This is a genomic window from Blautia pseudococcoides (assembly GCF_001689125.2).
Classification (GTDB): domain Bacteria; phylum Bacillota; class Clostridia; order Lachnospirales; family Lachnospiraceae; genus Blautia; species Blautia pseudococcoides.
This window is the reverse complement of sequence record NZ_CP015405.2, coordinates 4,422,121-4,445,477: the sequence shown is the minus strand read 5'-3', so window position 1 is coordinate 4,445,477 and position 23,357 is coordinate 4,422,121. Positions and strand designations below refer to the sequence as shown.

The window sequence follows — 23,357 nt, the reverse complement described above, 5'->3', positions numbered from 1 at the left end:
CATCCGGCGCAAGGTATTCTGGCTTATAGGACTTTGATCCTAATTACAGTGACCACATCGCTCAGGATTCACACCTGATTCCCCTTACGGCAGATTGCGTTATTTTATTTGGCAGCATTCTTTGCATCCTGTCCGCTGCTTACATTAACTTCATATTATCACATGGGGGAAATGGTGTCAAACCGTGTTTCAGGATACAGCTCCGATTCTTTTCATCCATGAATTCCCATGTCTGACTAAAATCATATAGCCCTTTTGATAATACGCAACAGGTATTTATCAAAAAGGCTGTATTTTATACTTATCCTCAAAATGACTTTTATATTTCTTTATTTCCCTTCATACAAAGATGAACCGAAGCCCTCTTAAACGCCAGCGGCAAAGCCAGGATATTCGGCTTATCCCCTACATATTTCTTCATGGCATCCTCCAGTGCCTCCTCAAATGTGGCCCGGGTCTTCAATCCCATTCCCCTTGCGATTCCAGGCTCCTGCGCCCCCACAATATATATGGCAGATGTATTCATCTCTGCTATATGGCCGCAGCTCATCATAGAAAACCCATGATAAGGGTGAAACGCGCCGGCAAAACGGTATTTCCTTATATATTCCTCATCCGTAGCAAAATACTCACCGTACTTATCCATATCAGGAAGTATATTCATATGATCATGCTGGAACATTTCATAGAGCTTCCGCAGATAGGGCCAGCGCTCATCGTGAAAATAGCCGTTGCAGGTGGATGAACATAGGATCACACAGTTGTCGCTCATGACTCTCTTATGACGGACGACCTGTGCCGATAAAGCCTGCATCATCTGAATTGGATTTGTCCCCATGCCATCCCCGTAATGAAAATCCTGAGGCATGCCAAATACCATCACATCATATTTCTTTTCCGCCCAGGGCACATATGTCCTTCTGTCAGCAGTCTGCCAGGAGAGTGGCTGCATTTCTTTTGCATACCCGCTGTTGATTTCTATTTGCCGGGATATGGTATCCAAAACAGCATCGCAGCAGAAAAATTTCTTACCCATACATTTTTCCATATGCATTCCAATCTCATCGAACTTTGTTCTCATGAGCGAATGGTTATTGACAGGTGTAAAATCACTTCCGTGCATCACATCAGGGATATGATGTGACGCAATGCTTCTCCAGTGTGTAATTCCCGTGGCGCAGTGCTTATATCCCCCGGAATATCCGCCATAAGGGTTCCCCTGGGTGTGCCCGATCAATATGGGGATGTCAGAATCATAGACGTATTTATTCATAAGAACTCTGTCGCCCCGTTCCGTGCAGCCCAGATCAACCAGATGTTCGTAGTCCTCGCTGTCATGGCTGATGATCTGATGGGAATAGTAAAATTCATGAAAAAGTTCATCCCCCAGAATCTGCCGCATCTCCTTTTTGTTTGTTCTGGGATGCAGGCCATTGGAAAATATCAAAAGAATATCTTTCTTCTCCACACCAGCCTTATATAATTCTTCCAAAATCAGCTTAACAGACAGTTTTCTATGTGAGGTTGGCTGGCAGCCCCCTTTTACAATATCCGGAATTGTTATTGTCACGGTACTTCCTTTGCCGGCCAGTTCCGAAAGCGGCGGCATTCCTATGGGGTTTAAAATAGATTCCCTTGTCTTATTTACCAGTTGGTTCCTGGAAATGCAGGCAGGATCAGAGACCGTTATGCCCGGAATAAAAACATCCGTCAGTTCATCCGGCAGATCAGCCGGCATGGTGCCGGTGCCATATTCAAAATCCAGTTTCATACCACATCACCTTCCCCCAGATATTTTTCTATGATAGCGGCAAATCCCTCCGGATAAAATCCGATCTCACCGCTGAAATTCGTAAGTCCGATCAGGCCCCCGTCCACGCACGGGATCTCTGCCAGCATACGGGCATTTTCCTCCTTCAGTCCACCCCCATATATTACCGGACAGCCTCCAGTGCGTAATTTAATAAATTCAGCCACCTTAGTAATATAATCAGCATCCGGAACGGGCTTCCCGGGTCCTATTGCCCAAAGAGGTTCATAAGCCACGGCGATCCCTGACAGATTCACTTGATACAGCCCCACATCTAGCTGCTGCCCTATAACCTCCTGCCATCTGTCCTGTTCCTCCTCAGTCTCCCCCACGCAATACAAGACAGAGAGACCTGCCTTTACCGCACAGGAAACTTCTTCGTTTAAAAGCCTGTTCACAGCTTTCGGATCCACCACTCCCGCCTCTGCCAGAATCCCGGCCTTGTCCATGCGCTCCTCACAGTGTCCGATCAAAACGTATTCACATCCCATGGCTTTCACACTTTTAGCTGTCCTGTTAGTGGTAAATGCGCCAAAGTTTCCTTCCTTTTCTGTATCCTTCCGGTAAATACCCTGCACCCCTATCTTCCACTTATCCTCTGCCCCTTTCGCCTCCGCTGCCTGAAGAAGATAGGCTTCCGGATAAAAAATTCCAATTTCTGCCTGGGCAGCATATTGATCCATAGTCTCCCGTATCTGCTCGGTCAGACAGCTTCCCCACTTACTGACCGGGGCTAAACCATTAATCCCATCCAGTTCCTTTGGTATATCGAACCGTTTTAAGTTTGCAAATATATACTTCATTTTTTGAATCCCCCCATTCCTTCTATCTCTGTATCATCCCGTGCCCGTGATCATCTTTTGTGAAAGCTGCATCAGCCCCATGTTTTCTGTTATAATGTCTGTGGGCCACGGCTCGTTTCAGAGGTTGTACGTTTTTATCTATGCACAGCATATGAACCGCCATTTTGCTTATCTCTTCCAGCACAACGGATTTGTGGACAGCGTCCCACACATCCTCTCCCCATGTAAACGGACCGTGCCCAGGTGTTAGGGCGGCCGGAATATCCTCCGGAGAAATATGGTTCTCTTTAAAGTAGTCCACAATTGTCATCCCTGTATTCCATTCGTACCTGTCAAGGATCTCTTTCTCCTCCAGCTCCCTGACGCAGGGAACATCGCCTGCAAAATAGTCTGCATGTGTGGTCCCAAAGCAGGCTAACGGGAGTCTGAGCTGAGCCAGAATTGTTGCATAAGTGGAATGTGTATGGACAATGGCATTGACACCGGGGAAATTCTCATAGATGGCCCTGTGAATATCCAAATCCACAGATGGCGCCCAGGATTCCCCCAGTATTTTTCCATCCTTTGTCACAACACTGATATTTTCCTCTGTCAGATTTTCATAGGGCACTCCAACAGGTTTTATGATGATAATACCCCTTTCCCTGTCCGCTGCACTCACATTCCCCCAGGAATATTTGACCAGTTTACGGCGAGGCAGTTCTTTATTTGCCTCCACCACCATCTGTTTCAACTCTTTTAGTTCCATACTACTCATCCCCCGGTCCGGCATCCTTCTACAGCCCTCTGAAATGCCTCATAATTATCCTCTATTGACTTTCCCTTCTGAAACAGTGTAAAATATCCTCCTACCACAACATCACAGCCCGCATCTATACATTTCTTTGCAATCTCATTATCTATGCCGCCGTCAACCTCGATCAAAAGCTTATGTCCTTTTGCCATTGCCCTTAACGCTCCAATCCTGCGGTATGTAAAATCCATAAAATTCTGTCCTGAGAATCCGGGTTCCACTGACATAAGTGTCACTGCATCCAAATAAGGGATCAAATCCCGCAGAACATGGATCGGCGCAGCCGGATTCAATGCAATGGCCGGTTTCATGCCCTGTACCCTGATTTTTTGGCACAGCCGAAACGGGTTCTTGACCGCCTCATAATGAAAACAATAATATTCCACCCCGGCCTCTGCATATAAATCCACGTATTCCTCCGGTCTGGTGACCATTAGATGTAAATAAAAGGGGCTTTTCCCCACTGCGGTCATCTGTCTAAGGAAATCCGTACCAAAGGCAAAATTCGGCACAAAACTCCCATCCATTACATCTATATGAAACCAGTCGATTCCCATCCGGTCCAGAATATCCATGCTTTCCCTCATTTGAAAAAGGTCTGCGCACAGCAAAGTCGGCGCAATATGATACATTCTCATTCCCCCTCAAAGTCCATGATAGTTTTCATGTTTATCCCTTTATTCTCCATTGCCTGCTCCATCATCTCCTGAACCTGTGAAAAACAGTATCTCTTTGATAGAAAACCATCCAGATAAACTCGGCCTTTCTCTATCAACTCTTTTGCCCTTATAAAATCTTCCTCCCGGTATGTGATACATCCTTTCACTGTAAGTTCATTTCTCTGGATTTTTGCAATGTCTGTTTCCACCAAAACGCTGTAATTCCCAACGATCACAATGGTGGTCGTCTTTCCGGCCAGCTCTAAGATCCCGGAAAAAACTGACGGGACGGCTGCGCAGTCAATGATCACATCCGGAAATCCGCCAAAGCATTTCTGTGATGCCTGTTCCAGGGTGAGTTCTGATGTATTGACGCACAACGCGATCCCCGACCGCTTTGCCATTGTGACTTTATCCTGACTGATATCACAAACTGCAGTTTTCTCTGCGCCGGCCAGCCTGCAGGCCTGAGCCGTAAAATTCCCTATGGTCCCTCCGCCCACAACCAGAACTTTTTTGCCCTGCACCTCCCCCTGATAGGCCGCATGTACCCCTACAGCAAAGGGTTCAATAAAAATAACCTTGTCTAAATCAGCGTCCCTGTCCAGCGGGTACACATATTCCCTGCTGATCACAAAATACTCCGCGCCAAGTCCGTCGGACTGTACGCCCAATGAATTAAAATTCATACAGGCATTTTCCCTTCCCCTCTTACAGGAATAACACGTATTACAGCTCAAAATAGGGCGGATAGTAACCAGACTGCCAGGCTCTATATCACACACGCCCTCTCCTGTCTCTTCCACCACGGCGATTCCCTCGTGGAACGGCACTATAGGAAACTCCATATACCTGTTTTTTCCCGCAAATACCTGGATATCTGTTCCGCACACCCCAATCCGTTTCATCTTGAGCAGCACCTGCCCGCTCCCGCATATAGGTTTTTCGGCCTGTTTGATCACCGCTTTTCGGGGACTTTCAAAAACTATTTTTCTCATGATTTCCCCTCTTTTCTCTTTATTGTCCTTTGTACTGCCTCAATTATATTTTTACTGGTCAGTCCATAATGTACTGCCAGCTCACCAGGCACACCTGAACAGCCAAACACATCCTGCACTCCAACCATTTCCACCGGAACCGGATACTGTTTAGAAAGCACTTCACTGACGGCTCCCCCCAGTCCTCCCAGAACATTATGATCCTCTGCCGTCACTGCACATCCTGTTTTTTTCACGGATTCCAGGAGCATTTCTGCATCTATCGGTTTGACAGACGCCATATCCATCACTTCCGCACAGATGCCGTCCTCCTGCAGCCTTCCTGCAGCCTCCAGTGCCCTGCTCACCATATCCCCCACAGCCACAATCGTCACGTCCTGTCCATCCCGCACCAGGGTCCCCTTTCCGATTCCGGCTCTGCACACTTTTGCACCAGTATATATCTCCGGCGAATCCAGTCTTCCAAACCGGAGATAAACAGGCCCTTTATATTTTATTGCCTCCTCAACACACCTTTTTGTCTCTGTAGTGTCTGCGGGATAGAGAATAGCCATATTGGGAACTGCCCTCATAAGGGCCAGATCCTCCACACACTGGTGAGAGCCGCCGTCCGCCCCAATCAGGACCCCGCCGTGTGTGGCTGCAATCTTTACATTCAGATTTGGATATGCGATACTGTTCCTGATCTGGTCATAAGCCCTGCCCGCCGCAAACGCAGCAAATGTGCTTGCAAATACCACTGCTCCGCTGGCCGCGTATCCTGCCGCATATCCCATCATATTACATTCAGCAATGCCCATATCTGTAAACCGGTCCGGATATTTCTTTGCGAAATGCACTGTCTGGGTAGCCTTTGATAAGTCGGCGTCAAAAACAAAAAACTCATATTTTTCAGCTAATTCTGTCAGCGCAGCACCATATGCCTCTCTTGTTGAACTCATATGCATTCCTCCCCCAGATCTTTCATGGCCTGTTTAAATTGTTCTTCATTGATGGCTGCCCCATGCCATCCTGCCTGGTTCTCCATAAACGATATTCCTTTGCCCTTCACCGTTTTTCCTATAATGAAAGCCGGCTTATCTTTTACCTGCCTGGCATGGTCCAGTGTCTCTATCAACCCTTTCACATGATGTCCGTCCGTCTCCTCCACATTCCATCCAAAAGCCTGTAGTTTTTCTTTCACGGGATATACAGACATGACTTGGTCTACTCTTCCGTCAATCTGTAAATTATTGTTATCCAAAAGCACTACAAGATTATCAAGTTTAAAATGTCCCGCACTCATGAATGCCTCCCACGCCTGTCCTTCCTGCATTTCCCCGTCTCCTATGATGCAGTAAACTCTGTAGTCTGCCCCTGTTCTTTTTGCGTAATGGGCCATTCCACACGCTGCTGATATGCCCTGCCCCAGTGAACCGGTGGACATGTCAACCCCCGGTACCTTTTTCATATCCGGGTGCCCCTGTAGAATACTTCCCATTTTCCTGAGTGTTTTCAGAACACTTTTTTCAAAATAGCCTCTTTCTGCCAAAGCTGCATAATAAGATGGCGCTGCATGACCTTTAGATAGGACAAAGCGGTCACGCATCCTCTCTTCCGGTTTATCCGGACTGACGTTCATCTCATAAAAATACAGAACTGCCAACATCTCAACTATGGACAGAGCGCCCCCCGGATGACCGGAACCTGCGCTGTGCAGACTGATGATCGTATTCTTCCGTATTTCCTGTGCATACTTTGTTATTTCTCTCTCGTTTTTCTGCAGCCTCATCCCTGCACCTCCTCATAATCCCATATCCGGCAGTCCCAGGGCATTCTGTCCCCCGTCCACAAACAAAGTCTGGCCTGTCACATAACTGGCCTCATCGGATGCCAGGTAGACAACAGGCCCGGCGATCTCTCTCACATCAGCCAGCCTTTTCATTGGTACTGCTGCCAATATCTGTTTCTCACTGACGATTCCCATGTTCATCCCATCCAGCAGCAACTGGGTCAGGATCCACCCTGGGGCTACGGCATTTACCCGGATGTTATATTTTGCCCACTCAGCCGCCAGAACAGCCGTCATGCCGTTAATGCCCGCCTTGCTGATGCAGTACGGTGCCCTTCCGGGCAGGGTCTCTGTTGATGTCCCGGAGGAAATGTTTACAATGGCCCCACCTCTGTCCTTCATCATACCCGCTGCTTCCTGGGCACAATAGAAAGCTCCTTTTAAGTTGATATTCATGAGCAGATCCCACTTCTCCTCCTCAAATTCAAGGGAAGGCCTGCGGATCTGGATACCCGCGTTATTGATCAGAATATCCAGGACATGCTGCTCCTCCTTGAACCTTTCAAAACAGGAACGAATCCCTTCCCTGCTGCTCACATCCAACTTGTATGCTTTGCTGGCAGTTCCATACTTCTCCTCCAGTGTTTTTGCTGCTTCCACTGCTTTTTCAACCCGGATATCTCCAATAAAAACATCCGCGCCCTCCCCGGCAAAACACTCTGCCACTGCAAATCCGATTCCCTGCGCACCCCCGGTCACCAGCACTTTTCTGCCTTTCAGATTTTTCATGTATATCCCTCCGCCTCTTCCGGCATCAATCAAACATACCCTACCACCACTTAATCTCTTCTGTTATCTTTTTTCTAATCTCAACAAACTTTTCATCCGCGATATCTCTGGGCCTTGGAAGTTCCACAAATACCTCATCCTTTATCCTGGCAGGTTTATTTGATAAAATCAGTATTTTCTCTGCCAGGTATACTGCCTCCTCCAGATTATGGGTGATAAACAAAACCGTACTGCCTGTTGCCTTCCACAGTTTGATCACCTCATCCTCCAGAAAATACCTCATTTTAATATCCATCTGACCATATGGCTCATCCATCAGCAGCAAGTCGGGATTCATGGCAAATGCCCTGCCGATCACCACTCTCTGTTCCATACTCACTGACATTTCGTGGGGATAAGCTTTGCGGAACTTTTCCAGTCCGAGAAGTCCTATGATCTTGTCAGACTGCGTCTTTATTTCACGGACCGGCCTCTTTTTGATCTTCAGCCCGTATTCGATATTTTCCTCCGCGGTCAGCCACGGAAAGGCCGAAGGCTCCTGAAACACAAAGGATATGTTATGTTTCTGAGGGTCAGCCGGTTCACCGTCTATGTAAATTTCTCCTGAAGTGGGCTCCGTAAGTTTTGTTAAAAGCCTTAAAAATGTAGTCTTACCGCAGCCTGTAGGACCTACTATACATACAAATTCACCCTTTTTAATCCGGAAGGAAACCCGATCAAGAACTTTCAGATCCCCAAAACACTTTGTCAGGTTTTCTACTCTTACCTTTACCTCTTCTCCCATATGTGCATCCTGCCTTCTATGTTATAATGCCAAATCCATATTTTTCTCTATCGTTTCCCTCATTTTAAGAAACTCTGTATCCACATAATCTCTCGGGCGCTGAAGGCCTTTCAGTGGGTAAATCTCTTTTACTGACGCCGGACACTCACTGAGGAGTATGATTCTGTCACCCAGATATACTGCCTCCTCAATATTGTTGGTGACAAAGATCACAGTACGTTTTTCCTTCTCCCAGATTCTGAGCACTTCCTCTTCCATCTGATACCGGGTCTGCGCATCAAGAGCCCCGAAAGGCTCGTCCATCAGTAAAATATCAGGATTGCTGCAGTAAGCTCTGGCAATACCCACCCTCTGCTTCATTCCTCCCGACAGTTGACGGGGATAGGAGTCTTCAAACCCTTTTAATCCAACCAGCCCGATCAAGTACTGGGCCTGTTTTCTTCTCTCCGCTTTATTCACACCCTTCAGCTCCTGAGAAAACTCCACATTCTGCATGACTGTCTTCCAGGGAAACACTGCTGTTTTCTGGAAGACAAAACCCACCTTTTTTTCATCCTTATTTGGAAACTTTATCTCCCCGGCAGTGGGCTCTTCCAGGCCGCTTATCATGTTCAGCAGTACACTTTTCCCGCACTGGCCGGGTCCCAGTATGACAAGGAATTCATTTTCATAGACATCCATGGAAATTTGATTCACTGCTTCGAAGATCTCCTTCCTGGCATAGAAGGATTTTGAAATATTTTTTAATTTCAGTTTTACCCGTTTTTCTTTTCCGTCCACGGACACAACCACCTTTCCATTAATGTGAAGACCGCACTTAAAACTGCCCCGACAAGGCCGATCAGTATCATTCCGCACAACACAAGAGCCACGTCATAGCTCTCATTTCCCCTTGTGATCAAAAAACCGAGGCCTGATTTGCTGGCTATCATCTCTGCTGCCACTACCACCATCCAGCCGCTGCTCAGCGCGATCTTAACTCCCGCCATGATTGCAGGAAGCGCTGCGGGCATTACCACATGGCGCAGCATTTGAAATGTATTGGCATTATAGACACGCCCTGCATTTAAATACATGGGGTCTACCATACCCACACCCGTCGCTGTATTCAATACAACCGGGAAAAAAGCACCTATGAACACCAGTAAAACCTTAGAAAATTCTCCAATTCCAAACCACAGGATCACCAACGGTATCCAGGCAATGGGCGGAATCGGACGCAGTGCTGTCAAAATAGGACTTAACACGGCGTTCATCCGTTTGCTCCATCCCATGATCAGGCCTATGCCGATACCTGAGACCACTGCCAGAATAAGAGCTGACAATACACGCTTTAAGCTGATCAAAATATGTCCCGTTATAGTGGTCCTGCTGATTGGCCTTTCCGCCATCTTTACAAATCTCTCCCAGGTCGCCTGAGGAGTTGGAAAGAAGTCCGGCTTGCTGTTGGAAACAATCACCCAGAGAATAATCAGCGCAGTAAGTGATATACATGTCAGGCAGAGGTCTTTTATCTTGCGTCTCTCCATTATTCGGCCCTCCATCGGATTACCCGGTTCTCCAATTTATTCAGGACCGCTGTGAGAACAGCCCCAATAACTCCGATGGTAAGCATTCCCACAATGATTATGTCTGACCTTCCAAGTGCCCTTCCCTGCTGGATCATATATCCTAATCCCGCGGTTGCAGAAAGCATTTCCGCCGCTACCAGAGTTGACCAGGCATTGCCCAAAGCTACCCTGATCCCCGTAAATGCCAGGGGCATGGCGGAGGGTGTACAAACAGTGATGAAAATTTTCCATCTGCTTGCCCCGCATGTTTTTGCCACGTCAATCAGCACCGGATTGGTCAGCTTCACTCCTGTATAAGAATTGATCACACAAGGGACAAAGGCAGCCAGAAATATAATGAAACACTTTGCCGTTGTCCCTATTCCCAGCCAGATAACTGACAGCGGAATCCAGGCAATAGGCGGAATCGGACGGATAATTTCAAAAATAGGGTTTATCAGTCTGTCGAATGTACGATAATATCCCAACAGCAGCCCCAGAGGGACTCCTATGGCCGCTGCCGCTACATATCCTATAAGTGCCAGCTTCAGGCTTTCCCAGATATGTATACCCAGAACCGCCCCGTCAGGGTTTGGCTGGGTAAGCTTGTCCACAAATGCTGCGAATGCCTCTGACGGGGAGCAGACAAACTGGGGGTTCACCCAGGCCAAACGCACAGCCGTCTCCCAAACACCTAAAAACACCATCACGCTGGCAGCGGAGATCAAAAAAAGCTGTACCTTCTCCCTTGCCCTCTTCCTCTCCTCAATCTGAACAGAACTCACATTTTTTTTCGTTTCGTTCATAATAACTTACCTCATTAAACACCTTAATCCAGTTTAACGTTTGCCATAAAAGTCCCGTCAACTGCTTTATTGTCAATCATGGCCTGTTTGTCGGCCTCCGTTAATTTCCCTTGTGATATCATAAAGTCAGCAAACTTCAGCAAATCCTCCTGGGCACTGATGTTTCCTTCCGCGTCCTCCGCAAAAGCTTTTTGGTTCTCCTCCAGGGACGGGAAGATACGTGTCTCTATATCTCTTCTGGCCGCTGCTTCTGTCATGGAAATCCCTTCTTCCTCCTCAAAGTCAAACAGCAGTTCAGCACTGCCCTCCGGGTCAGCTCTTAATTCTTCCACTGACTGCAGATAGCAGTTCAGCCACTCCTGTACCACTTCGGGTCTGTTCTTAACCGCATCCTCAGTGGCAACGATCAGCGTGGGCATCTTTAGCCCCATACCGCCTGCATCGGCTGCTTTTACCCAGCCCTCATCATCCTCCGCCTGGTATCCAAACGGTGACCACAGGCACACGATATCAGCCTCCCCCGCCTTAAAAGCAGCATATGACTGTGCTACTGCCGTATCAATGATCTCAACGTCATTCATAGTAAGACCCAGGTGTTCCAGGGTAGCGATCAGGGTCATATGACACGTTGTCCCTGTCTGGCAAAGGATTTTTTTGCCTTTCCAGTCCTGGGCAGTCCCTCTGACCCCCATCTCGTCTGCCTCCTTGCCGGCCAGTGCACTATCCTCCCTCACCCAGATATCCAGCGCCTGCGTATCATCGCAGGAGTACCCGATCACTTTCATATTGTACGCCGGACACCCAAGGACAGCCCCGCCGATTCCTGTGGTCCCCACTTCCCAGGCCCCGGATGCAATAGCTTCGTTCTGCACCGGCCCCCCTGCGTACATATCAATCGTATAGTCAAATGCATCGTAAAGCCCATTGTCCTCTGCATAAATACTGGGCAGCGCATGCAGATATGGATGATGACTGATCTTAAGCGGTATTTTATCTTCGCTTTTGCTCTCGTTTCCTGCAGTCTCCAAATCTTCTTTCCGTTCATTTCCGCTGCCGCACGCAGCCATGGTTACACCTAAAATTCCCGTCATTAACAGTACCGCTAATCTTTTCTTCATGTTTTACCTCCCAATATGATTTGATCCACGCTCCATTTGTTACTATCTACAATTTATCTTGAACTTTCTCTCGTTTCAACGCCTATTTACACAAACGTTTTTCCTATTTTTGTTATTTTTACTGTCAATTTGTTTATTATTTTCGTATTGTCTTATACTTTTTTATCCGGTCCCGGACAGCATATATATACGCAAACGTTTGTATTATTTTGCATTTTATTATTTTATTTTTCCAATATAATAAAAACAGGACAGCTTCAGCTGCCCATACCTGATGAATCCTTAAAAATATAAACCGCATATGGGGATTGGTTCCTGCACCTGCAGAATGTATATCAGGCTTTGCAGGAAGATTTGATTTTCAGACATGACCAGGACGAGGAGGGAATTCTATGATCTTGAAAGATATCGCCAAAGAAGCAGGTGTCTCCATCTCAACTGTCTCACGGGTGGTCAATGGAAAGGAACAGGGTGCTGCCAGTAAAGAAACACGTGACAAAATCTGGTCCATTGTGCGCCAAAACGGCTATAGCCCCAACCTTCTGGCCCAAAATCTAAAACGCAGAACATCCCTTACCGACGCAAAAGAGAATCCGTTGTACTATATAGACTGCCTCCAGGCCCGCACCTCTAATCTGAATACCGATCCGTTTTTTTCTGAACTGGAGCGCGCGCTGGAACAGGAAGCATTTAATTATAATTATATTGTAAAGCATACATACCGCCCCATGGATCTCAAATCCCTGGATTCCATTATACGGGCAGATGAGCGGAATATATGCGGCCTTGTCATACTGGGAAGATATATGTTCACAAAAGAACAGTTGAAAATTTTAAAAGAAGTCTACAAGAACATTATCTATGTAGGCCTCAATGCCATACCCCTGAAATGTGACCAGGTCATCTGCGACGGTTATAAGGCAGGTATCAGTGCAGTGGAGCATTTAATAGAGTTGGGGCATAAAAAAATCGCCTATATCGGAGAACAGGCGAATGAATGCCGCTTTCTGGCCTACAAGGATGCTCTCTCCCTGCATAATTTAAACTTTACCATTCATAATACAGCCAATGTGCTCCAATCTACAGACGGCGGATACAGAGGTGCCCAAAAACTTTTGAACAGCAGCTCGGAATTCACAGCCGTTTTCTGCGCAAATGATTTAACCGCCATTGGCGCCATCAAAGCCTTTCACGAAAATAAAAAACAGGTCAGTAAGGATATTTCTGTTATCAGCGTGGATGATATTGACCTGGCCCAATACATAACTCCCATGCTCACCACTGTGCATATCCCCATCGAAGAATTAGGCCGGCAGACTGCACGTATATTAATAGACCGCATAAACGGCAGGCACACCCTTCCAATGAAAGTTGAACTTCCGTTTTTCATGGCCCAGCGTGACAGTTGTGCAAAGTGCCGTTCTGCAAACAGGTAGTTGTAAATTGATTCTTGATCAGTTGCTCCTGTTCTTTTGAGGCTGTCCGTGGTAGTATGAATTTTTCGTATTGGCTCATAATATAAACTACACAGGAGGAAATCAAATGACACTGAAGGATATTGCAAAGGAAGCCGGGGTTTCCATTTCCACAGTCTCAAGGGTTATCAACAATAAGGGATGTAATGCAGCCAGCAAACATACCCAGGACAAAATCTGGTCCATTGTCCGAAAAAATGGATATATTCCAAATGCCGCGGCACGGACATTAAAGAACGGCAGCTCTATTCCGGAAGAATCCGCCCCCACCTACTCCATTGACTGTATATACGCCGAACATTCTAAAACAGATGTCAACCCTCTTTACCAGGAATTAGAGCGGGCAATTGAACAAATAGCTTTTCGTCAAAAATGTATCGTACGCCGCTCTTTTTTTCTGGAAGAATTTTCCTTTCCCCCAAATCCCCCCAAAACACAAAAAAACAAAGTTGACGGCGCTGTCTTATTCGGAAAGCGGAACTTGTCACAGCGGCAGTTTGAACTTCTGGAAACCACCTACAGAAACCTTGTATATGTGGGGATCCATCCATTGGATCTGAAATGCGACCAGGTCATATGTAATGGTTATCTTGCATTCTTACGTGCAGTCAAACACCTGCATGGCCTAAAGCATAAAAAGATTGGATACATTGGGGAACAGAAAGATAATTCCTGCTTTCAGGGCTATAAGCAGGCTCTTAAAGAACTTGGCTTACCGTTTCATATAACAAACACGGTCAATGTCAAGCAAACGTTTGAGGGCGGATATCACGGTGCCAGGCTGCTTTTGGAACGTCAGGCTGACATCACCGCTGTGGTCTGCGCAGATGATTTAACGGCCATAGGCGCCATGCATTGTTACAAGGAATATAAAAAAAAGATCCCAAAAGATATTTCCGTCATTGGGATTGGTGACATTCCCCATGCCCAGCGCACTGCGCCTATGCTTACAACCATTCATGTTCCCATTGAAGAGATGGGTAATATTGCCCTTAAGGTTCTATTAGACCGCATCCAGGGCGGACATAAGCTGGAATTAAAAACAGAACTGCCTTATTATATTGCGGAGAGAAACAGTTGCGCCAGATTCGTCAGATAATTTTATGCCCTCTGTTTCCGGTCCTTAAACTTACAAAAAACAATGGCCACTGCTGTACTGATCAGTGTAGCCACAATTCCCGGACCGACGATACCGGCCGGATTGGTACTGCCATACTGACTTCTGTAAGCGATAATATTGACTGGTATCAACTGCAAAGAGGATATATTCAATATTAAAAAAGTACACATCTCATTACTGGCTGTACCCTGCGGGAAAATATGAAACCGCTTTTTCTCCATTCCATGCCCATCCTCCAACCGCCTTTCATCCTCCAGCTCCGCCAGTTTTTCCATGGCTTTCAGCCCAAACGGAGTTGCCCCCCAGCCCAGTCCCAGGAAATTTGCTATAATATTGGCAGAAATATACTCCATAGCAGGATGGTCCTTTGGCAGATTCGGGAATAAAAAACGCAGCAGCGGCTGCATTTTCTCCGTCATCTTCTCTATCATGCCGGAAGACCTGGCTATCTCCATGACGCCCATCCACATGGCAACAATACCTGCCATGGTAATGCAGAGCACAACTGCCTCCTTGGCAGACGAAAGTGCCGCATCCGTGATCTCCCCCATACGCCCTGTCATGGCGCCGTATGTAATTCCTATGAGCATCATTGCTCCCCAGAGAATATTAAGCATGTTCACGCCTCCGGAAGCTTTTTCTCTACTATATGTTTCTGCAGGATATTTTATTCTAATGAGCCGATTCTGTTATTCAATTAGTTTTTGCGATGGGATTTTCTCCTTCCGTTTCCCCTGGGCTCTTGACTTTCCCTGTACATCTGCTACAATAGCAAAAAACTTCTTCAGGAGGTAATGATTATGCCCCATACCATTGCACTTGCCCAGTGCGGTTCCCTTCCGGACACAGTGGAAAATCTGAAAACAGCAGAATATTTTATTCACCAGGCTGCCAATGCCGGGGCTGCCCTTATCGTGTTCCCGGAATATTTCATGTATCCCTGCATCGGCGATCCAACTCTTTATGTAAACCATTCCCAGAGCATAGAAGGCCCTTTTGTCTCCTGTATGAGCAGGCTTGCACAAAAATCTGGCATCTGGATTCTCTTCGGCATGAATGAAGCTGCCCCTAAGCGCAGCCAAGATAAGTGCTTCAACACCCTGATCCTTCTGGATGACAGGGGTATCCTGCAGGGAACATACAGAAAGACACATCTATTTGATGCCTTCGACTGGCATGAGTCAGATCACACTGCTGCCGGGGACGTTCTTTTTTCCCCGTTGGAAACACCCTTTGGCAAGCTGGGGTTAGGCACCTGCTATGATCTGCGCTTTCCGGAGCTGGCACGCAGTGCCGCATTGCAGGGTGCTGAATTTTTTATTTATCCCTCAGCCTGGGTACAGGGGGATATGAAAGCGGTCCAATGGAAAACCCTTCTGGCGGCAAGAGCTATTGAGAACGGCATGACTGTACTTGGATGCAGCCAGTACATAAAAGACACCTTTATTGGGCAGAGTTTCGCCTGTGACCCCTTCGGCAGAGTACTGGCAGACGGAGATGAATCCTCCCGGCTGATACTCGTCCCTGTCACCCCGGAGGACAGCATCAAGGCCCGGCACTTGGTTCCCTCCCTAAAAAATATGCGGAAGGATCTGTATTAGAATGCAGGATCCCCACCTCTATGCGCCGCCTGCATCCATTTTCCTCTTGCGCATAATGAGTACCTTTATAATGAATATACCCCGGAAGCCGCTGCCTCCGGGGTATCCCTCTACACGCTTATCCCTGCACCCAGGAACTATACTCTTCTATTTTCTGCAATATGTCATCCTTCTGCTCCCCCTCCGCAGGTGTAGGCTGATAATTATTATATCCATCCTCAGAGGAGATCCTGCACGGAATTATATTCTTCACGTTATCCTCCTGCAGTTCCCCGTCCTTTATGGTAAATGTCTGCTGAAATATCATGGTATTCATATCAGACGGATACGCGTTGCCGCCAAAGCAGAAATTACCCAGGCTGTACACAATATTCTTCCCCCGGTACTCCTCAATCCCTTCCAGCACATGAGGATGGTGCCCAAGAACTAAGTCTGCGCCGTTATCTACGGCCGCATGAGCAAGCTCTATCTGTGTGGAGTCCGGTTCATATGCCTTCTCCGAGCCCCAGTGAAAGCTGGAAATAATGATCTGTGCCCCCTGCTCTTTCAAAGACTGCAGATTGGCGATCATAGAATCTTTTATTCCCAGCCCCTCTCTCAGTACATAAGTGCCCAGCAGCCCCACTTTGACACCCTTCACATCCATCACGGCGATCCGGTCATAACCGAATGTGGTGATCCCTTCATCCTCCAGAGCCTTAATGGTATCTGTGTAGCTCTGCTCACCGTAATCATTGCTGTGGTTGTTAGCCATGTTGGCAGCCTCCACGCTTCCGGCGGTAAGTATTTTCGCGTAAGCCGGGTCTGCCTTGAATGCAAACTGCTTGTCCTCACGGTTCTCACTGTTGGTAAGAGTTCCCTCAAAGTTCACGATGGTCAGATCATCCTGCGAAAATATAGGCTGTACATTGCGAAAAAAATAGGCCGGGTCACCCACCTCCTCATATTTGGCAGGAAAACTGTCACTCCAGTTAAAGAATTCATCGGTTCCCAGCGTGCAGTCACCCGCTGCGCTGACGGTGATGGTCACAGGCTCATCTGTCTTCTTCTCCCCGGCATCCGCCCCCTTGTCAGTTTCCGGACTATCCTCCGATTTTCCGGCACTGTCCTTTTTCTTCGATTTATCCCGGGCAGCCTCTGTTTTTGCGGCTTCTGTTTTTTCGTTCTCTGTTTTAGCTGTCTTGGCTTCCGCGCTGGTCTCCTTTTCCGATGATCCGGCTGACATGCCTTTACTCACAGCGAAAATAAGGAGAAGAATCACCACCAGAGCTGCATCCACTCCGAAAATGATTTTGATCCGTCTGACTTTCCGCTCTCTTTCTCTCTTTCTTCTTTCCTGTTCTTTTCTCCTGTAATGGTACGCCATTTATATCCCCTTTTCTTTCGGACAGCAGAACACTGCCCAGTACCTCTATATCCCTCTATTCCTCTTCCAGGAGGGCCTGATAGATATCTCTCTTGCTGACTCCTCTGTCCTTAGCCACTCTCTTCATGGCGTCTTTTCTATCAGCCCCCTGGTTTACATAATAATCCATATGTTCCTTTAAAGGCATTTCACTCCAGCGCTGCTGTTCTTCCTTCTCCATTTCACTGCGGCTTCGTCCCTCCAGGACCAATACACACTCACCCTTAGGTTCATTTATCTCATAATAGGAAACAGCCTCCCTAAGCGTTGTCCTGAATATGGTTTCATGCCTCTTGGTAAGCTCTCTGCAAACTGAAAGCCTGCGTTCGCCCAATGCCTCCAACAGTTCCTGGAGTGTCCTGACAAGCCGGTGGGGTGCCTCATACAACACAATGGTCCTGGTCTCGTTTTTCAGCTCCTCAAGCACTTTTCGTTTCTCTTTTTTATCTGAGGGAAGAAAAGCTTCAAATGCAAACCGTCTTGTGGATAGTCCTGATAAAGTCAGGGCTGTGATACACGCGGCTGCACCGGGGAGCGCTGTCACCGTGACGCCTGCATCCCAGCACATAGCCACCAGTTCCTCACCGGGATCGGAAATTCCGGGTGTGCCGGCATCTGTGACCAGTGCAACATTTTTCCCTGCCAGCATCTGCTCCACCAGATATCTTCCCTTATCAATCTTATTATACTCATGATAGCTGGTCATGGGCGTCTTAATATCAAAATGATTCAGCAGCTTAATACTATTTCGGGTATCCTCCGCCGCGATCATATCCGCCTCTTTTAAAATACGCACCACCCGGTAAGTCATATCCTCAAGATTGCCGATGGGTGTGGCGCACAAATATAATGTTCCGCTCATGTTTCCTCTTCTCTCGCAGCTGTTTCCTGCCGTTCTCGACCATAAATCTCCAAAATTTCGTCTGTATACACTCCCGGTTTTTCGTAGACGATCAGCGGCTTCTCCACGGTTATCCGGGAATTTCCGCCCCTCATCCCCTCAATAAGCACAAGATTTGGCTCCTTATCCACATAAGGATAGACCAGACGCATCCTTTTAGGCTCCAGCTTGTACCTCACCATGGTTGACATAATTTCAGCCAGCCGGAATGGCCTGTGCACCATATAAAATCTCCCTTTCGGCACCAAAACGGATGCCGCCTGGGATATGACATCATCCAGGGTGCATAGGGTTTCATGGCGGGCAATGGTCTTTGCCGTGTTTTCCCCCACCAAACCATGACTCCCGATCATATAAGGAGGGTTGGTAGTAACCGCGTCAAAAGAAGACGGGCTGAAAACCTCAGAAGCCCTCTTGATGTCCCCTGTCTGAATTACAATATCGTCCTCCAGGCTGTTGTAAGCTACGCTTCGTCTGGCCAGCGCAGCGCTCTCTTCCTGGATCTCCAGACCGGTAAAACGGCCTCCGGGATACCTGGCTTTCAGCAAAATAGGGACGATACCAGTCCCCGTCCCCATATCCAGCACCTTCTCACCCGGTTTTACTCTGGCAAACCAGGCAAGAAGCACTGCATCTATTCCAAAACAAAACTGTTTGGGGTTCTGAATCAGCATATAGCCGTTCTGCAGATCATCCAGACGTTCATTTTCCATAATTAGAGATTTCTCTTCCACCTGACCGCCCTTCCTATTTCTCCAGTTCCTTTAATGCCTTCAATTCCTCGTCAGACAATTTTATTTTTTCTTTTTTCTGCCTCGGTTTGAATTTCAGATCCTCCACGGCATATTCTCTGATCTCCTTCTCGTCATCCACATCCACGATGACCTTCACAAGCTGACGCAGCACATTTACACTCTGCACCTCGCCTCTCAGTCCCTCCGGTGTGTTCACTCTGTCTCCGGCCACAGGCAGTTTCCGGTTCAGCTCCTCATAGGTCTCCTCCTCGTTCTTCAGACAGCACATCAGTCTTCCGCACACCCCTGATATCTTGGTAGGATTCAGAGAGAGATTCTGTTCTTTCGCCATTTTTATGGAAACAGGAGCGAATTCTGACAGGTAAGTATGGCAGCACAATGCCCGCCCGCAGATTCCAATGCCTCCCAAGATCTTTGTCTCGTCCCTTACACCAATCTGGCGCAGCTCGATACGTGTCTTGAAGATAGCCGCCAAATCCTTCACCAATTCACGGAAATCAATTCTTCCGTCAGCAGTAAAGTAAAAAAGGACCTTATTGTTGTCAAATGTATATTCCACGTCAATGAGCTTCATTTCCAGCCCGTGCTCTTTGATCTTCTTCAGGCAGATTTGATAGGCTTCTTTTTCCTTCTTTCTGTTGCCCTCCTCTTTTTTGTCATCCTGTGCGCCTGCGATCCGGATGACCTCCTTCAGAGGCTGGACCACCTTCTCATCCTCCACATCCCTGGGGGGCAGAACCACGCTGCCGTACTCTACGCCCCTGGCGGTTTCCACGATCACATGGTCACCCGATTTTATTTCCAGATCCTTAGGGGAAAAATAGTAGATTTTACCCACATTCCGGAATCTGACTCCAATCACTCTTGTCATTTTAGTTCTCCCTGATAGTAAGGAACAGAAGTTCCATTGTTAAGTCAAAATTAACATTTGCCTGCAGACGAGTCTTAGCAGTCTCAATGGCCTGGATGATCTTCTCCAGCCCCTCGTAGGAACTCTTGTCTGCACGATCCTTGATCGCATAATATTCCTGACGGAACACCAGCCCGTCCACCTCTTTTGTGGCTTTGAACATCAGCACATCCCGGAACCACACTAAAAACAGGTCCAGATATTCATACACGGTATGCTTTTCCTCGGAAAGTGTTTTGATGGCATCCACCATCTCATAGACTTCCATGCCGTCCCCCTTTTTCAGGATCTTAAGAGCAGCATCCATCATATCAGCAAAATCCTCTGCGGTAGCGATCTGCTTTGCCTTCCCTACATTGCCCTGGGCAAAGGCCACGCTGACCTCTGCCTGGTAATCCGGCACATGCAGTTCCTCCATCAGGTAGCTCTTGATCAGATCATCCCTGACCGGTTTAAAGTTCAGGGTCACACACCTGGATGTGATGGTGGGAAGCAGACTTGTGTTGTTGTTGGCCAGAAGCAGGATCACCGCATAAGCGGGCGGCTCCTCAATGGTTTTCAAAAGAGCATTCTGCGCCTGGATGGTCATCTTCTCCGCCTCGTCCACAATATATATTTTATAAGGCCCTGTATAGGGTTTGATCTCCACATCTGCAATAAGCTGTTCCCTGATATCCTCAATACCAATGGAATTGGGCTTCAGATGGCTGACATAGATAATGTCCGGATGATTCCTGTTCATGGCCTTTTTACATGAACCGCACTGCAGACACGGCTCTTTTCCGTGCTTCTCGCATTGCAATGTCATGGCAAACAGCTTCGCCAGAAGTTTTTTTCCGCTCCCTTTCTCCCCTGCAAAAATGTAGGAATGGGAAACCTGATCCATGGCAACCGCATTTTGTAAATGGCGGATAACCTCCTCATGTCCTAATACCTTTTCAACTTCCTGCATTGCAATCACCTCTATCCTTCCGCCCTGCAATAAGGGCATTTATGTTCAGAGCTGGTCTGCACCGGCTCGTTTCTATCATTATAGCACAGGTTTTCCGGGTCCTGCAACGTTTGGTACGCTTACTTTTCTATTAAGCTTCTGTTAAATAATCGGATAAAATGTTAAGCGTTCCGACTGCGGATATAATCCCGGATCTCCTTCATACAGCTTTCCAGCTCCACATTTTGAAAGCGCCTTCCAATCCCTGCCCTCTCCAGATTCTCCTCAGAGAAATCCTCCGTATCGGCCAGAAAACGCCTGCACATTTCCGCATAGCGGGGCTTCTCCTGTAATTCTTCCCTTGCAAGGGCACGTTTTAAACGCTCACCGTCCTCAACTTCCACATAAATGGGGCACACATTTTCCTCCCCATAGTATCTCTTCATATTTTCATAGGACTCCAGTGTTCCGATCGCCAGATAGTTATGGGCCTTCAAATCCACCTGCCCGTCATCCGCTGTAAAATAAGTCCATGGTCCGTGCACAGTCTCATAAGTCCTGTACTCGATCACTTTTCCCTCATCTTTAAACTTCCCAAAACGGCTTTGGTCCACAAAATAATACTCCCGCCCATCCGCCTCGCCCTGGCGGATAGGACGCGTAGTATATAACAAAATATGCAAAAGCCCCAGCTCCCTGTCATGGAGGAGCCTGCTGTAAATGGTATCTTTACCGGAAGAGCTTTTGCCCATAATATAAAAAATTCTGCCCATTTTTTGTTCCCCTATCTCTTGAGTACATGAATCTTCTTTAGAGTATAGTCACTTAACCCCTGAATGTCCAGCCCTTGTTGTTTCCAGATACGAAGCTGATCCAAAATATGGCTGCTGATCCTCTCTCCGGGCACCAAAAACGGGATTCCCGGGGGATACAAATACGCGTATTCGGAGGAAATCCTGCCTTCGCTGCCTTCCAGATCAATCTCCTCCTGCACGCCCTCCACAGCTTCCGCTATGGCAGTGCAGGCCTCCCCGGAAATATAACCCCTCATATTCTCAAAGTACAGCCCGGCTCTGCCAGGTGCACTCTCCCTACCGCTTCCCAGGGATTTCCGGGCCTCACCTGATGCACTCTCCCTACCGCTTTCCAGGGATTTCCGGGCCTCACCTGATGCGCTTTCCTTACTGCTTTTCAGGCATTGACAGGCCTCTGTGCCTCCCGCTCCCTCCAGCTCTCTGTCAATTTCCAGAAGGGCCTGCTCCAGCCTGGCAAAGCCTTTCTCTGTATCCATGACACTGGTAAGTGCGATCACGTACCGGCTTGCCGCCATTTCCATCTGCAAATGATACCGTTCCAACAGAATCTCATGAAGCTTCGCCCCGTCTATGGAAGTATTGGCCGTAGATACCACCATTTTGGACTCATCCAGGTCATACACAAAGCCCAGTCCTGTTATCTCACCTTTTCTAAGCAAATGCAGATTTTTAAGACCTGCCAGTCTCTCCCTGCAGCACCCCAGCCGTTTTGTATATGCATCAAAAAGCATCCTACCCTCCCCCTGCATCAGCCTCAAACAAGCGTCCATCCCCGCCATAAACAGATAGGAAGGACTGCTGCTCTGAAAGATCCCCAAAAAACGTCTGAGCTTATCCGCACTCACCCGCTCACTGTTCCTGTGCAGAAGAGCTGTCTGTGTCAGAGATGGCAGTGTTTTATGTAAACTATGGATCACCACATCTGCTCCGCAGGCAAGCGCTGACACAGGAAATGCCCCTGAAAACGGAAAATGAGCCCCATGAGCCTCGTCCACGATCAGAGGAACATGGTATGCATGTGCCGCCTCAGCAATCTTTTTTACATCTGAAACCACTCCGTCATAAGTGGGTGACGTAATAAGAACAGCCTGGATCCCGGAGTGCTTTTCCAGCATGTCTGTCACGTCCTCCGGGGAGATTCCCCCATTCAAACCCACAGCCCTGTCCGCCTGCGGAAAAAGATAATTCGTTTTCAGTCCCCTCAGATAAGCGGCGTGATAGGCCGCCTTATGGCAGTTTCTGGCCATCAGGATTTCTCCGCCCCTGGAAGTACACGCAGAGACCGCAGACAAAATCCCCGCCGTGCTGCCATTTACCAGATACCAGGATTCAAAGGCCCCGTAAAGAGACGCGGCCCTCCTCTGCGATTCCAGCAAAATCCCCTCCGCATGATGCAGATTATCGAACCCGTCAATCTCCGTTATGTCAACCTTATAAGGATTTTTAAGCGTCTCCGGACAAAACTCCCGCTTATGTCCCGGCATATGGAACGGATAATAATCCTTTCCGCTGTATTTATATAACGCTTCATCCAGCCACATCTCTTCTCCCATCCTTCCTCCT

The 23,357-nt window shown here is 47.7% G+C and carries 24 protein-coding genes; 3 read left to right on the top strand and 21 right to left on the bottom strand.

Going from position 1 to position 23,357, the window contains the following annotated elements:
- Positions 1–319: 319 nt before the first annotated feature.
- Genes A4V09_RS20900 through A4V09_RS20840 form a run of 13 tightly spaced genes read right to left on the bottom strand, consistent with a single transcriptional unit; the run spans position 320 to position 11,881 of the window.
- Positions 320–1,771: a lactate racemase domain-containing protein gene (locus A4V09_RS20900; protein ID WP_065544018.1), complete on the bottom strand. Its 1,452-nt coding sequence runs from the start codon at positions 1,769–1,771 to the stop codon at positions 320–322.
- Positions 1,768–2,613 carry a triose-phosphate isomerase gene (locus A4V09_RS20895; protein ID WP_065544017.1) on the bottom strand — a complete coding sequence of 282 codons (846 nt, stop codon included), beginning with the start codon at positions 2,611–2,613 and terminating at the stop codon, positions 1,768–1,770. Before A4V09_RS20895 ends, A4V09_RS20900 begins: the two co-directional genes overlap by 4 nt.
- Positions 2,614–2,635: 22 nt before the next feature.
- Entirely contained in the window at positions 2,636–3,361 is a 726-nt protein-coding gene (gene araD / locus A4V09_RS20890) for an L-ribulose-5-phosphate 4-epimerase AraD (RefSeq protein ID WP_157766989.1), read from the bottom strand.
- Positions 3,362–3,366: 5 nt separating this feature from the next.
- Positions 3,367–4,038 (bottom strand): ribulose-phosphate 3-epimerase, encoded by a 672-nt coding sequence (locus tag A4V09_RS20885; RefSeq protein WP_065544015.1) that lies wholly within the window; start codon positions 4,036–4,038, stop codon positions 3,367–3,369.
- A gap of 2 nt (positions 4,039–4,040) precedes the next feature.
- Complete coding sequence (locus A4V09_RS20880) at positions 4,041–5,063, bottom strand: zinc-dependent alcohol dehydrogenase (protein WP_065544014.1); 1,023 nt, start codon at positions 5,061–5,063, stop codon at positions 4,041–4,043.
- Positions 5,060–6,004, bottom strand: coding sequence for a transketolase family protein (locus tag A4V09_RS20875; RefSeq protein WP_089280645.1), 945 nt, complete (start codon positions 6,002–6,004; stop codon positions 5,060–5,062). The genes A4V09_RS20880 and A4V09_RS20875 overlap by 4 nt, the downstream gene beginning before the upstream one ends.
- A complete protein-coding gene (locus A4V09_RS20870) occupies positions 6,001–6,834 on the bottom strand; it encodes a transketolase (protein ID WP_171286508.1) in 834 nt (277 codons plus the stop codon). The genes A4V09_RS20875 and A4V09_RS20870 overlap by 4 nt, the downstream gene beginning before the upstream one ends.
- Before the next feature lie 12 nt (positions 6,835–6,846).
- Positions 6,847–7,623, bottom strand: a complete 777-nt coding sequence (locus tag A4V09_RS20865; RefSeq protein WP_065544012.1) for an SDR family NAD(P)-dependent oxidoreductase — start codon at positions 7,621–7,623, stop codon at positions 6,847–6,849.
- A gap of 40 nt (positions 7,624–7,663) precedes the next feature.
- Positions 7,664–8,407, bottom strand: coding sequence for an ABC transporter ATP-binding protein (locus A4V09_RS20860; RefSeq protein ID WP_065544011.1), 744 nt, complete (start codon positions 8,405–8,407; stop codon positions 7,664–7,666).
- Positions 8,408–8,428: 21 nt separating this feature from the next.
- Entirely contained in the window at positions 8,429–9,193 is a 765-nt protein-coding gene (locus tag A4V09_RS20855; protein WP_198168560.1) for an ABC transporter ATP-binding protein, read from the bottom strand.
- Entirely contained in the window at positions 9,163–9,936 is a 774-nt protein-coding gene (locus A4V09_RS20850) for an ABC transporter permease (protein ID WP_084043706.1), read from the bottom strand. Before A4V09_RS20850 ends, A4V09_RS20855 begins: the two co-directional genes overlap by 31 nt.
- Positions 9,936–10,763 carry an ABC transporter permease gene (locus tag A4V09_RS20845; protein ID WP_065544008.1) on the bottom strand — a complete coding sequence of 276 codons (828 nt, stop codon included), beginning with the start codon at positions 10,761–10,763 and terminating at the stop codon, positions 9,936–9,938. The genes A4V09_RS20850 and A4V09_RS20845 overlap by 1 nt, the downstream gene beginning before the upstream one ends.
- Before the next feature lie 23 nt (positions 10,764–10,786).
- Complete coding sequence (locus tag A4V09_RS20840) at positions 10,787–11,881, bottom strand: ABC transporter substrate-binding protein (RefSeq protein WP_065544007.1); 1,095 nt, start codon at positions 11,879–11,881, stop codon at positions 10,787–10,789.
- Between the two features lie 392 nt (positions 11,882–12,273).
- Between A4V09_RS20840 and A4V09_RS20835 the strand changes: the two genes are divergently transcribed.
- Both A4V09_RS20835 and A4V09_RS20830 read left to right on the top strand, forming a co-directional pair.
- A complete protein-coding gene (locus A4V09_RS20835; RefSeq protein WP_065544006.1) occupies positions 12,274–13,317 on the top strand; it encodes a LacI family DNA-binding transcriptional regulator in 1,044 nt (347 codons plus the stop codon).
- 106 nt (positions 13,318–13,423) lie between these two features.
- Positions 13,424–14,455, top strand: coding sequence for a LacI family DNA-binding transcriptional regulator (locus A4V09_RS20830; protein WP_065544005.1), 1,032 nt, complete (start codon positions 13,424–13,426; stop codon positions 14,453–14,455).
- A gap of 2 nt (positions 14,456–14,457) precedes the next feature.
- Here A4V09_RS20830 and A4V09_RS20825 read toward each other — a convergent pair whose 3' ends face one another.
- Positions 14,458–15,093, bottom strand: a complete 636-nt coding sequence (locus A4V09_RS20825) for a nucleoside recognition protein (protein WP_065544004.1) — start codon at positions 15,091–15,093, stop codon at positions 14,458–14,460.
- A 183-nt stretch (positions 15,094–15,276) separates the two neighbouring features.
- On the opposite strand from A4V09_RS20825, the gene A4V09_RS20820 reads away from it, so the two are divergent.
- Positions 15,277–16,077, top strand: a complete 801-nt coding sequence (locus A4V09_RS20820; RefSeq protein ID WP_065544003.1) for a carbon-nitrogen hydrolase family protein — start codon at positions 15,277–15,279, stop codon at positions 16,075–16,077.
- Positions 16,078–16,195: 118 nt separating this feature from the next.
- Here A4V09_RS20820 and A4V09_RS20815 read toward each other — a convergent pair whose 3' ends face one another.
- The 7 genes from A4V09_RS20815 to A4V09_RS20785 all read right to left on the bottom strand — a co-directional run bounded on the left by A4V09_RS20815 (position 16,196) and on the right by A4V09_RS20785 (position 23,347).
- The gene (locus A4V09_RS20815; RefSeq protein WP_065544002.1) at positions 16,196–17,443 is read right to left on the bottom strand and encodes a CapA family protein; all 1,248 of its coding nucleotides are present in this window, start codon (positions 17,441–17,443) and stop codon (positions 16,196–16,198) included.
- Between the two features lie 55 nt (positions 17,444–17,498).
- Positions 17,499–18,344 (bottom strand): 16S rRNA (cytidine(1402)-2'-O)-methyltransferase, encoded by an 846-nt coding sequence (gene rsmI, locus A4V09_RS20810; protein WP_065544001.1) that lies wholly within the window; start codon positions 18,342–18,344, stop codon positions 17,499–17,501.
- On the bottom strand, positions 18,341–19,096 hold the full coding sequence (locus A4V09_RS20805) for a tRNA1(Val) (adenine(37)-N6)-methyltransferase (RefSeq protein ID WP_065544000.1): 756 nt from the start codon (positions 19,094–19,096) through the stop codon (positions 18,341–18,343). Before A4V09_RS20805 ends, rsmI begins: the two co-directional genes overlap by 4 nt.
- 34 nt (positions 19,097–19,130) lie before the next feature.
- Positions 19,131–20,009, bottom strand: a complete 879-nt coding sequence (locus tag A4V09_RS20800) for a PSP1 domain-containing protein (RefSeq protein WP_065543999.1) — start codon at positions 20,007–20,009, stop codon at positions 19,131–19,133.
- Between the two features lies 1 nt (position 20,010).
- Positions 20,011–21,000: a DNA polymerase III subunit delta' gene (holB, locus tag A4V09_RS20795; RefSeq protein WP_065543998.1), complete on the bottom strand. Its 990-nt coding sequence runs from the start codon at positions 20,998–21,000 to the stop codon at positions 20,011–20,013.
- A 161-nt stretch (positions 21,001–21,161) separates the two neighbouring features.
- On the bottom strand, positions 21,162–21,752 hold the full coding sequence (locus tag A4V09_RS20790) for a nucleoside/nucleotide kinase family protein (protein ID WP_065543997.1): 591 nt from the start codon (positions 21,750–21,752) through the stop codon (positions 21,162–21,164).
- A gap of 11 nt (positions 21,753–21,763) precedes the next feature.
- Entirely contained in the window at positions 21,764–23,347 is a 1,584-nt protein-coding gene (locus A4V09_RS20785; RefSeq protein WP_084043705.1) for an aminotransferase class I/II-fold pyridoxal phosphate-dependent enzyme, read from the bottom strand.
- Positions 23,348–23,357 lie beyond the last annotated feature (10 nt).

Bases quoted from the DNA above. Each gene is read 5' to 3' on its own strand.
- A4V09_RS20900 (WP_065544018.1), bottom strand. From the start codon at position 1,771: ATGAAACTGGATTTTGAATATGGCACCGGCACCATGCCGGCTGATCTG.
- A4V09_RS20895 (WP_065544017.1), bottom strand. From the start codon at position 2,613: ATGAAGTATATATTTGCAAACTTAAAACGGTTCGATATACCAAAGGAA.
- araD (WP_157766989.1), bottom strand. From the start codon at position 3,361: ATGGAACTAAAAGAGTTGAAACAGATGGTGGTGGAGGCAAATAAAGAA.
- A4V09_RS20885 (WP_065544015.1), bottom strand. From the start codon at position 4,038: ATGTATCATATTGCGCCGACTTTGCTGTGCGCAGACCTTTTTCAAATG.
- A4V09_RS20880 (WP_065544014.1), bottom strand. From the start codon at position 5,063: ATGAGAAAAATAGTTTTTGAAAGTCCCCGAAAAGCGGTGATCAAACAG.
- A4V09_RS20875 (WP_089280645.1), bottom strand. From the start codon at position 6,004: ATGAGTTCAACAAGAGAGGCATATGGTGCTGCGCTGACAGAATTAGCT.
- A4V09_RS20870 (WP_171286508.1), bottom strand. From the start codon at position 6,834: ATGAGGCTGCAGAAAAACGAGAGAGAAATAACAAAGTATGCACAGGAA.
- A4V09_RS20865 (WP_065544012.1), bottom strand. From the start codon at position 7,623: ATGAAAAATCTGAAAGGCAGAAAAGTGCTGGTGACCGGGGGTGCGCAG.
- A4V09_RS20860 (WP_065544011.1), bottom strand. From the start codon at position 8,407: ATGGGAGAAGAGGTAAAGGTAAGAGTAGAAAACCTGACAAAGTGTTTT.
- A4V09_RS20850 (WP_084043706.1), bottom strand. From the start codon at position 9,936: ATGGAGAGACGCAAGATAAAAGACCTCTGCCTGACATGTATATCACTT.
- A4V09_RS20845 (WP_065544008.1), bottom strand. From the start codon at position 10,763: ATGAACGAAACGAAAAAAAATGTGAGTTCTGTTCAGATTGAGGAGAGG.
- A4V09_RS20840 (WP_065544007.1), bottom strand. From the start codon at position 11,881: ATGAAGAAAAGATTAGCGGTACTGTTAATGACGGGAATTTTAGGTGTA.
- A4V09_RS20835 (WP_065544006.1), top strand. From the start codon at position 12,274: ATGATCTTGAAAGATATCGCCAAAGAAGCAGGTGTCTCCATCTCAACT.
- A4V09_RS20830 (WP_065544005.1), top strand. From the start codon at position 13,424: ATGACACTGAAGGATATTGCAAAGGAAGCCGGGGTTTCCATTTCCACA.
- A4V09_RS20825 (WP_065544004.1), bottom strand. From the start codon at position 15,093: ATGCTTAATATTCTCTGGGGAGCAATGATGCTCATAGGAATTACATAC.
- A4V09_RS20820 (WP_065544003.1), top strand. From the start codon at position 15,277: ATGCCCCATACCATTGCACTTGCCCAGTGCGGTTCCCTTCCGGACACA.
- A4V09_RS20815 (WP_065544002.1), bottom strand. From the start codon at position 17,443: ATGGCGTACCATTACAGGAGAAAAGAACAGGAAAGAAGAAAGAGAGAA.
- rsmI (WP_065544001.1), bottom strand. From the start codon at position 18,344: ATGAGCGGAACATTATATTTGTGCGCCACACCCATCGGCAATCTTGAG.
- A4V09_RS20805 (WP_065544000.1), bottom strand. From the start codon at position 19,096: ATGGAAAATGAACGTCTGGATGATCTGCAGAACGGCTATATGCTGATT.
- A4V09_RS20800 (WP_065543999.1), bottom strand. From the start codon at position 20,009: ATGACAAGAGTGATTGGAGTCAGATTCCGGAATGTGGGTAAAATCTAC.
- holB (WP_065543998.1), bottom strand. From the start codon at position 21,000: ATGCAGGAAGTTGAAAAGGTATTAGGACATGAGGAGGTTATCCGCCAT.
- A4V09_RS20790 (WP_065543997.1), bottom strand. From the start codon at position 21,752: ATGGGCAGAATTTTTTATATTATGGGCAAAAGCTCTTCCGGTAAAGAT.
- A4V09_RS20785 (WP_084043705.1), bottom strand. From the start codon at position 23,347: ATGGGAGAAGAGATGTGGCTGGATGAAGCGTTATATAAATACAGCGGA.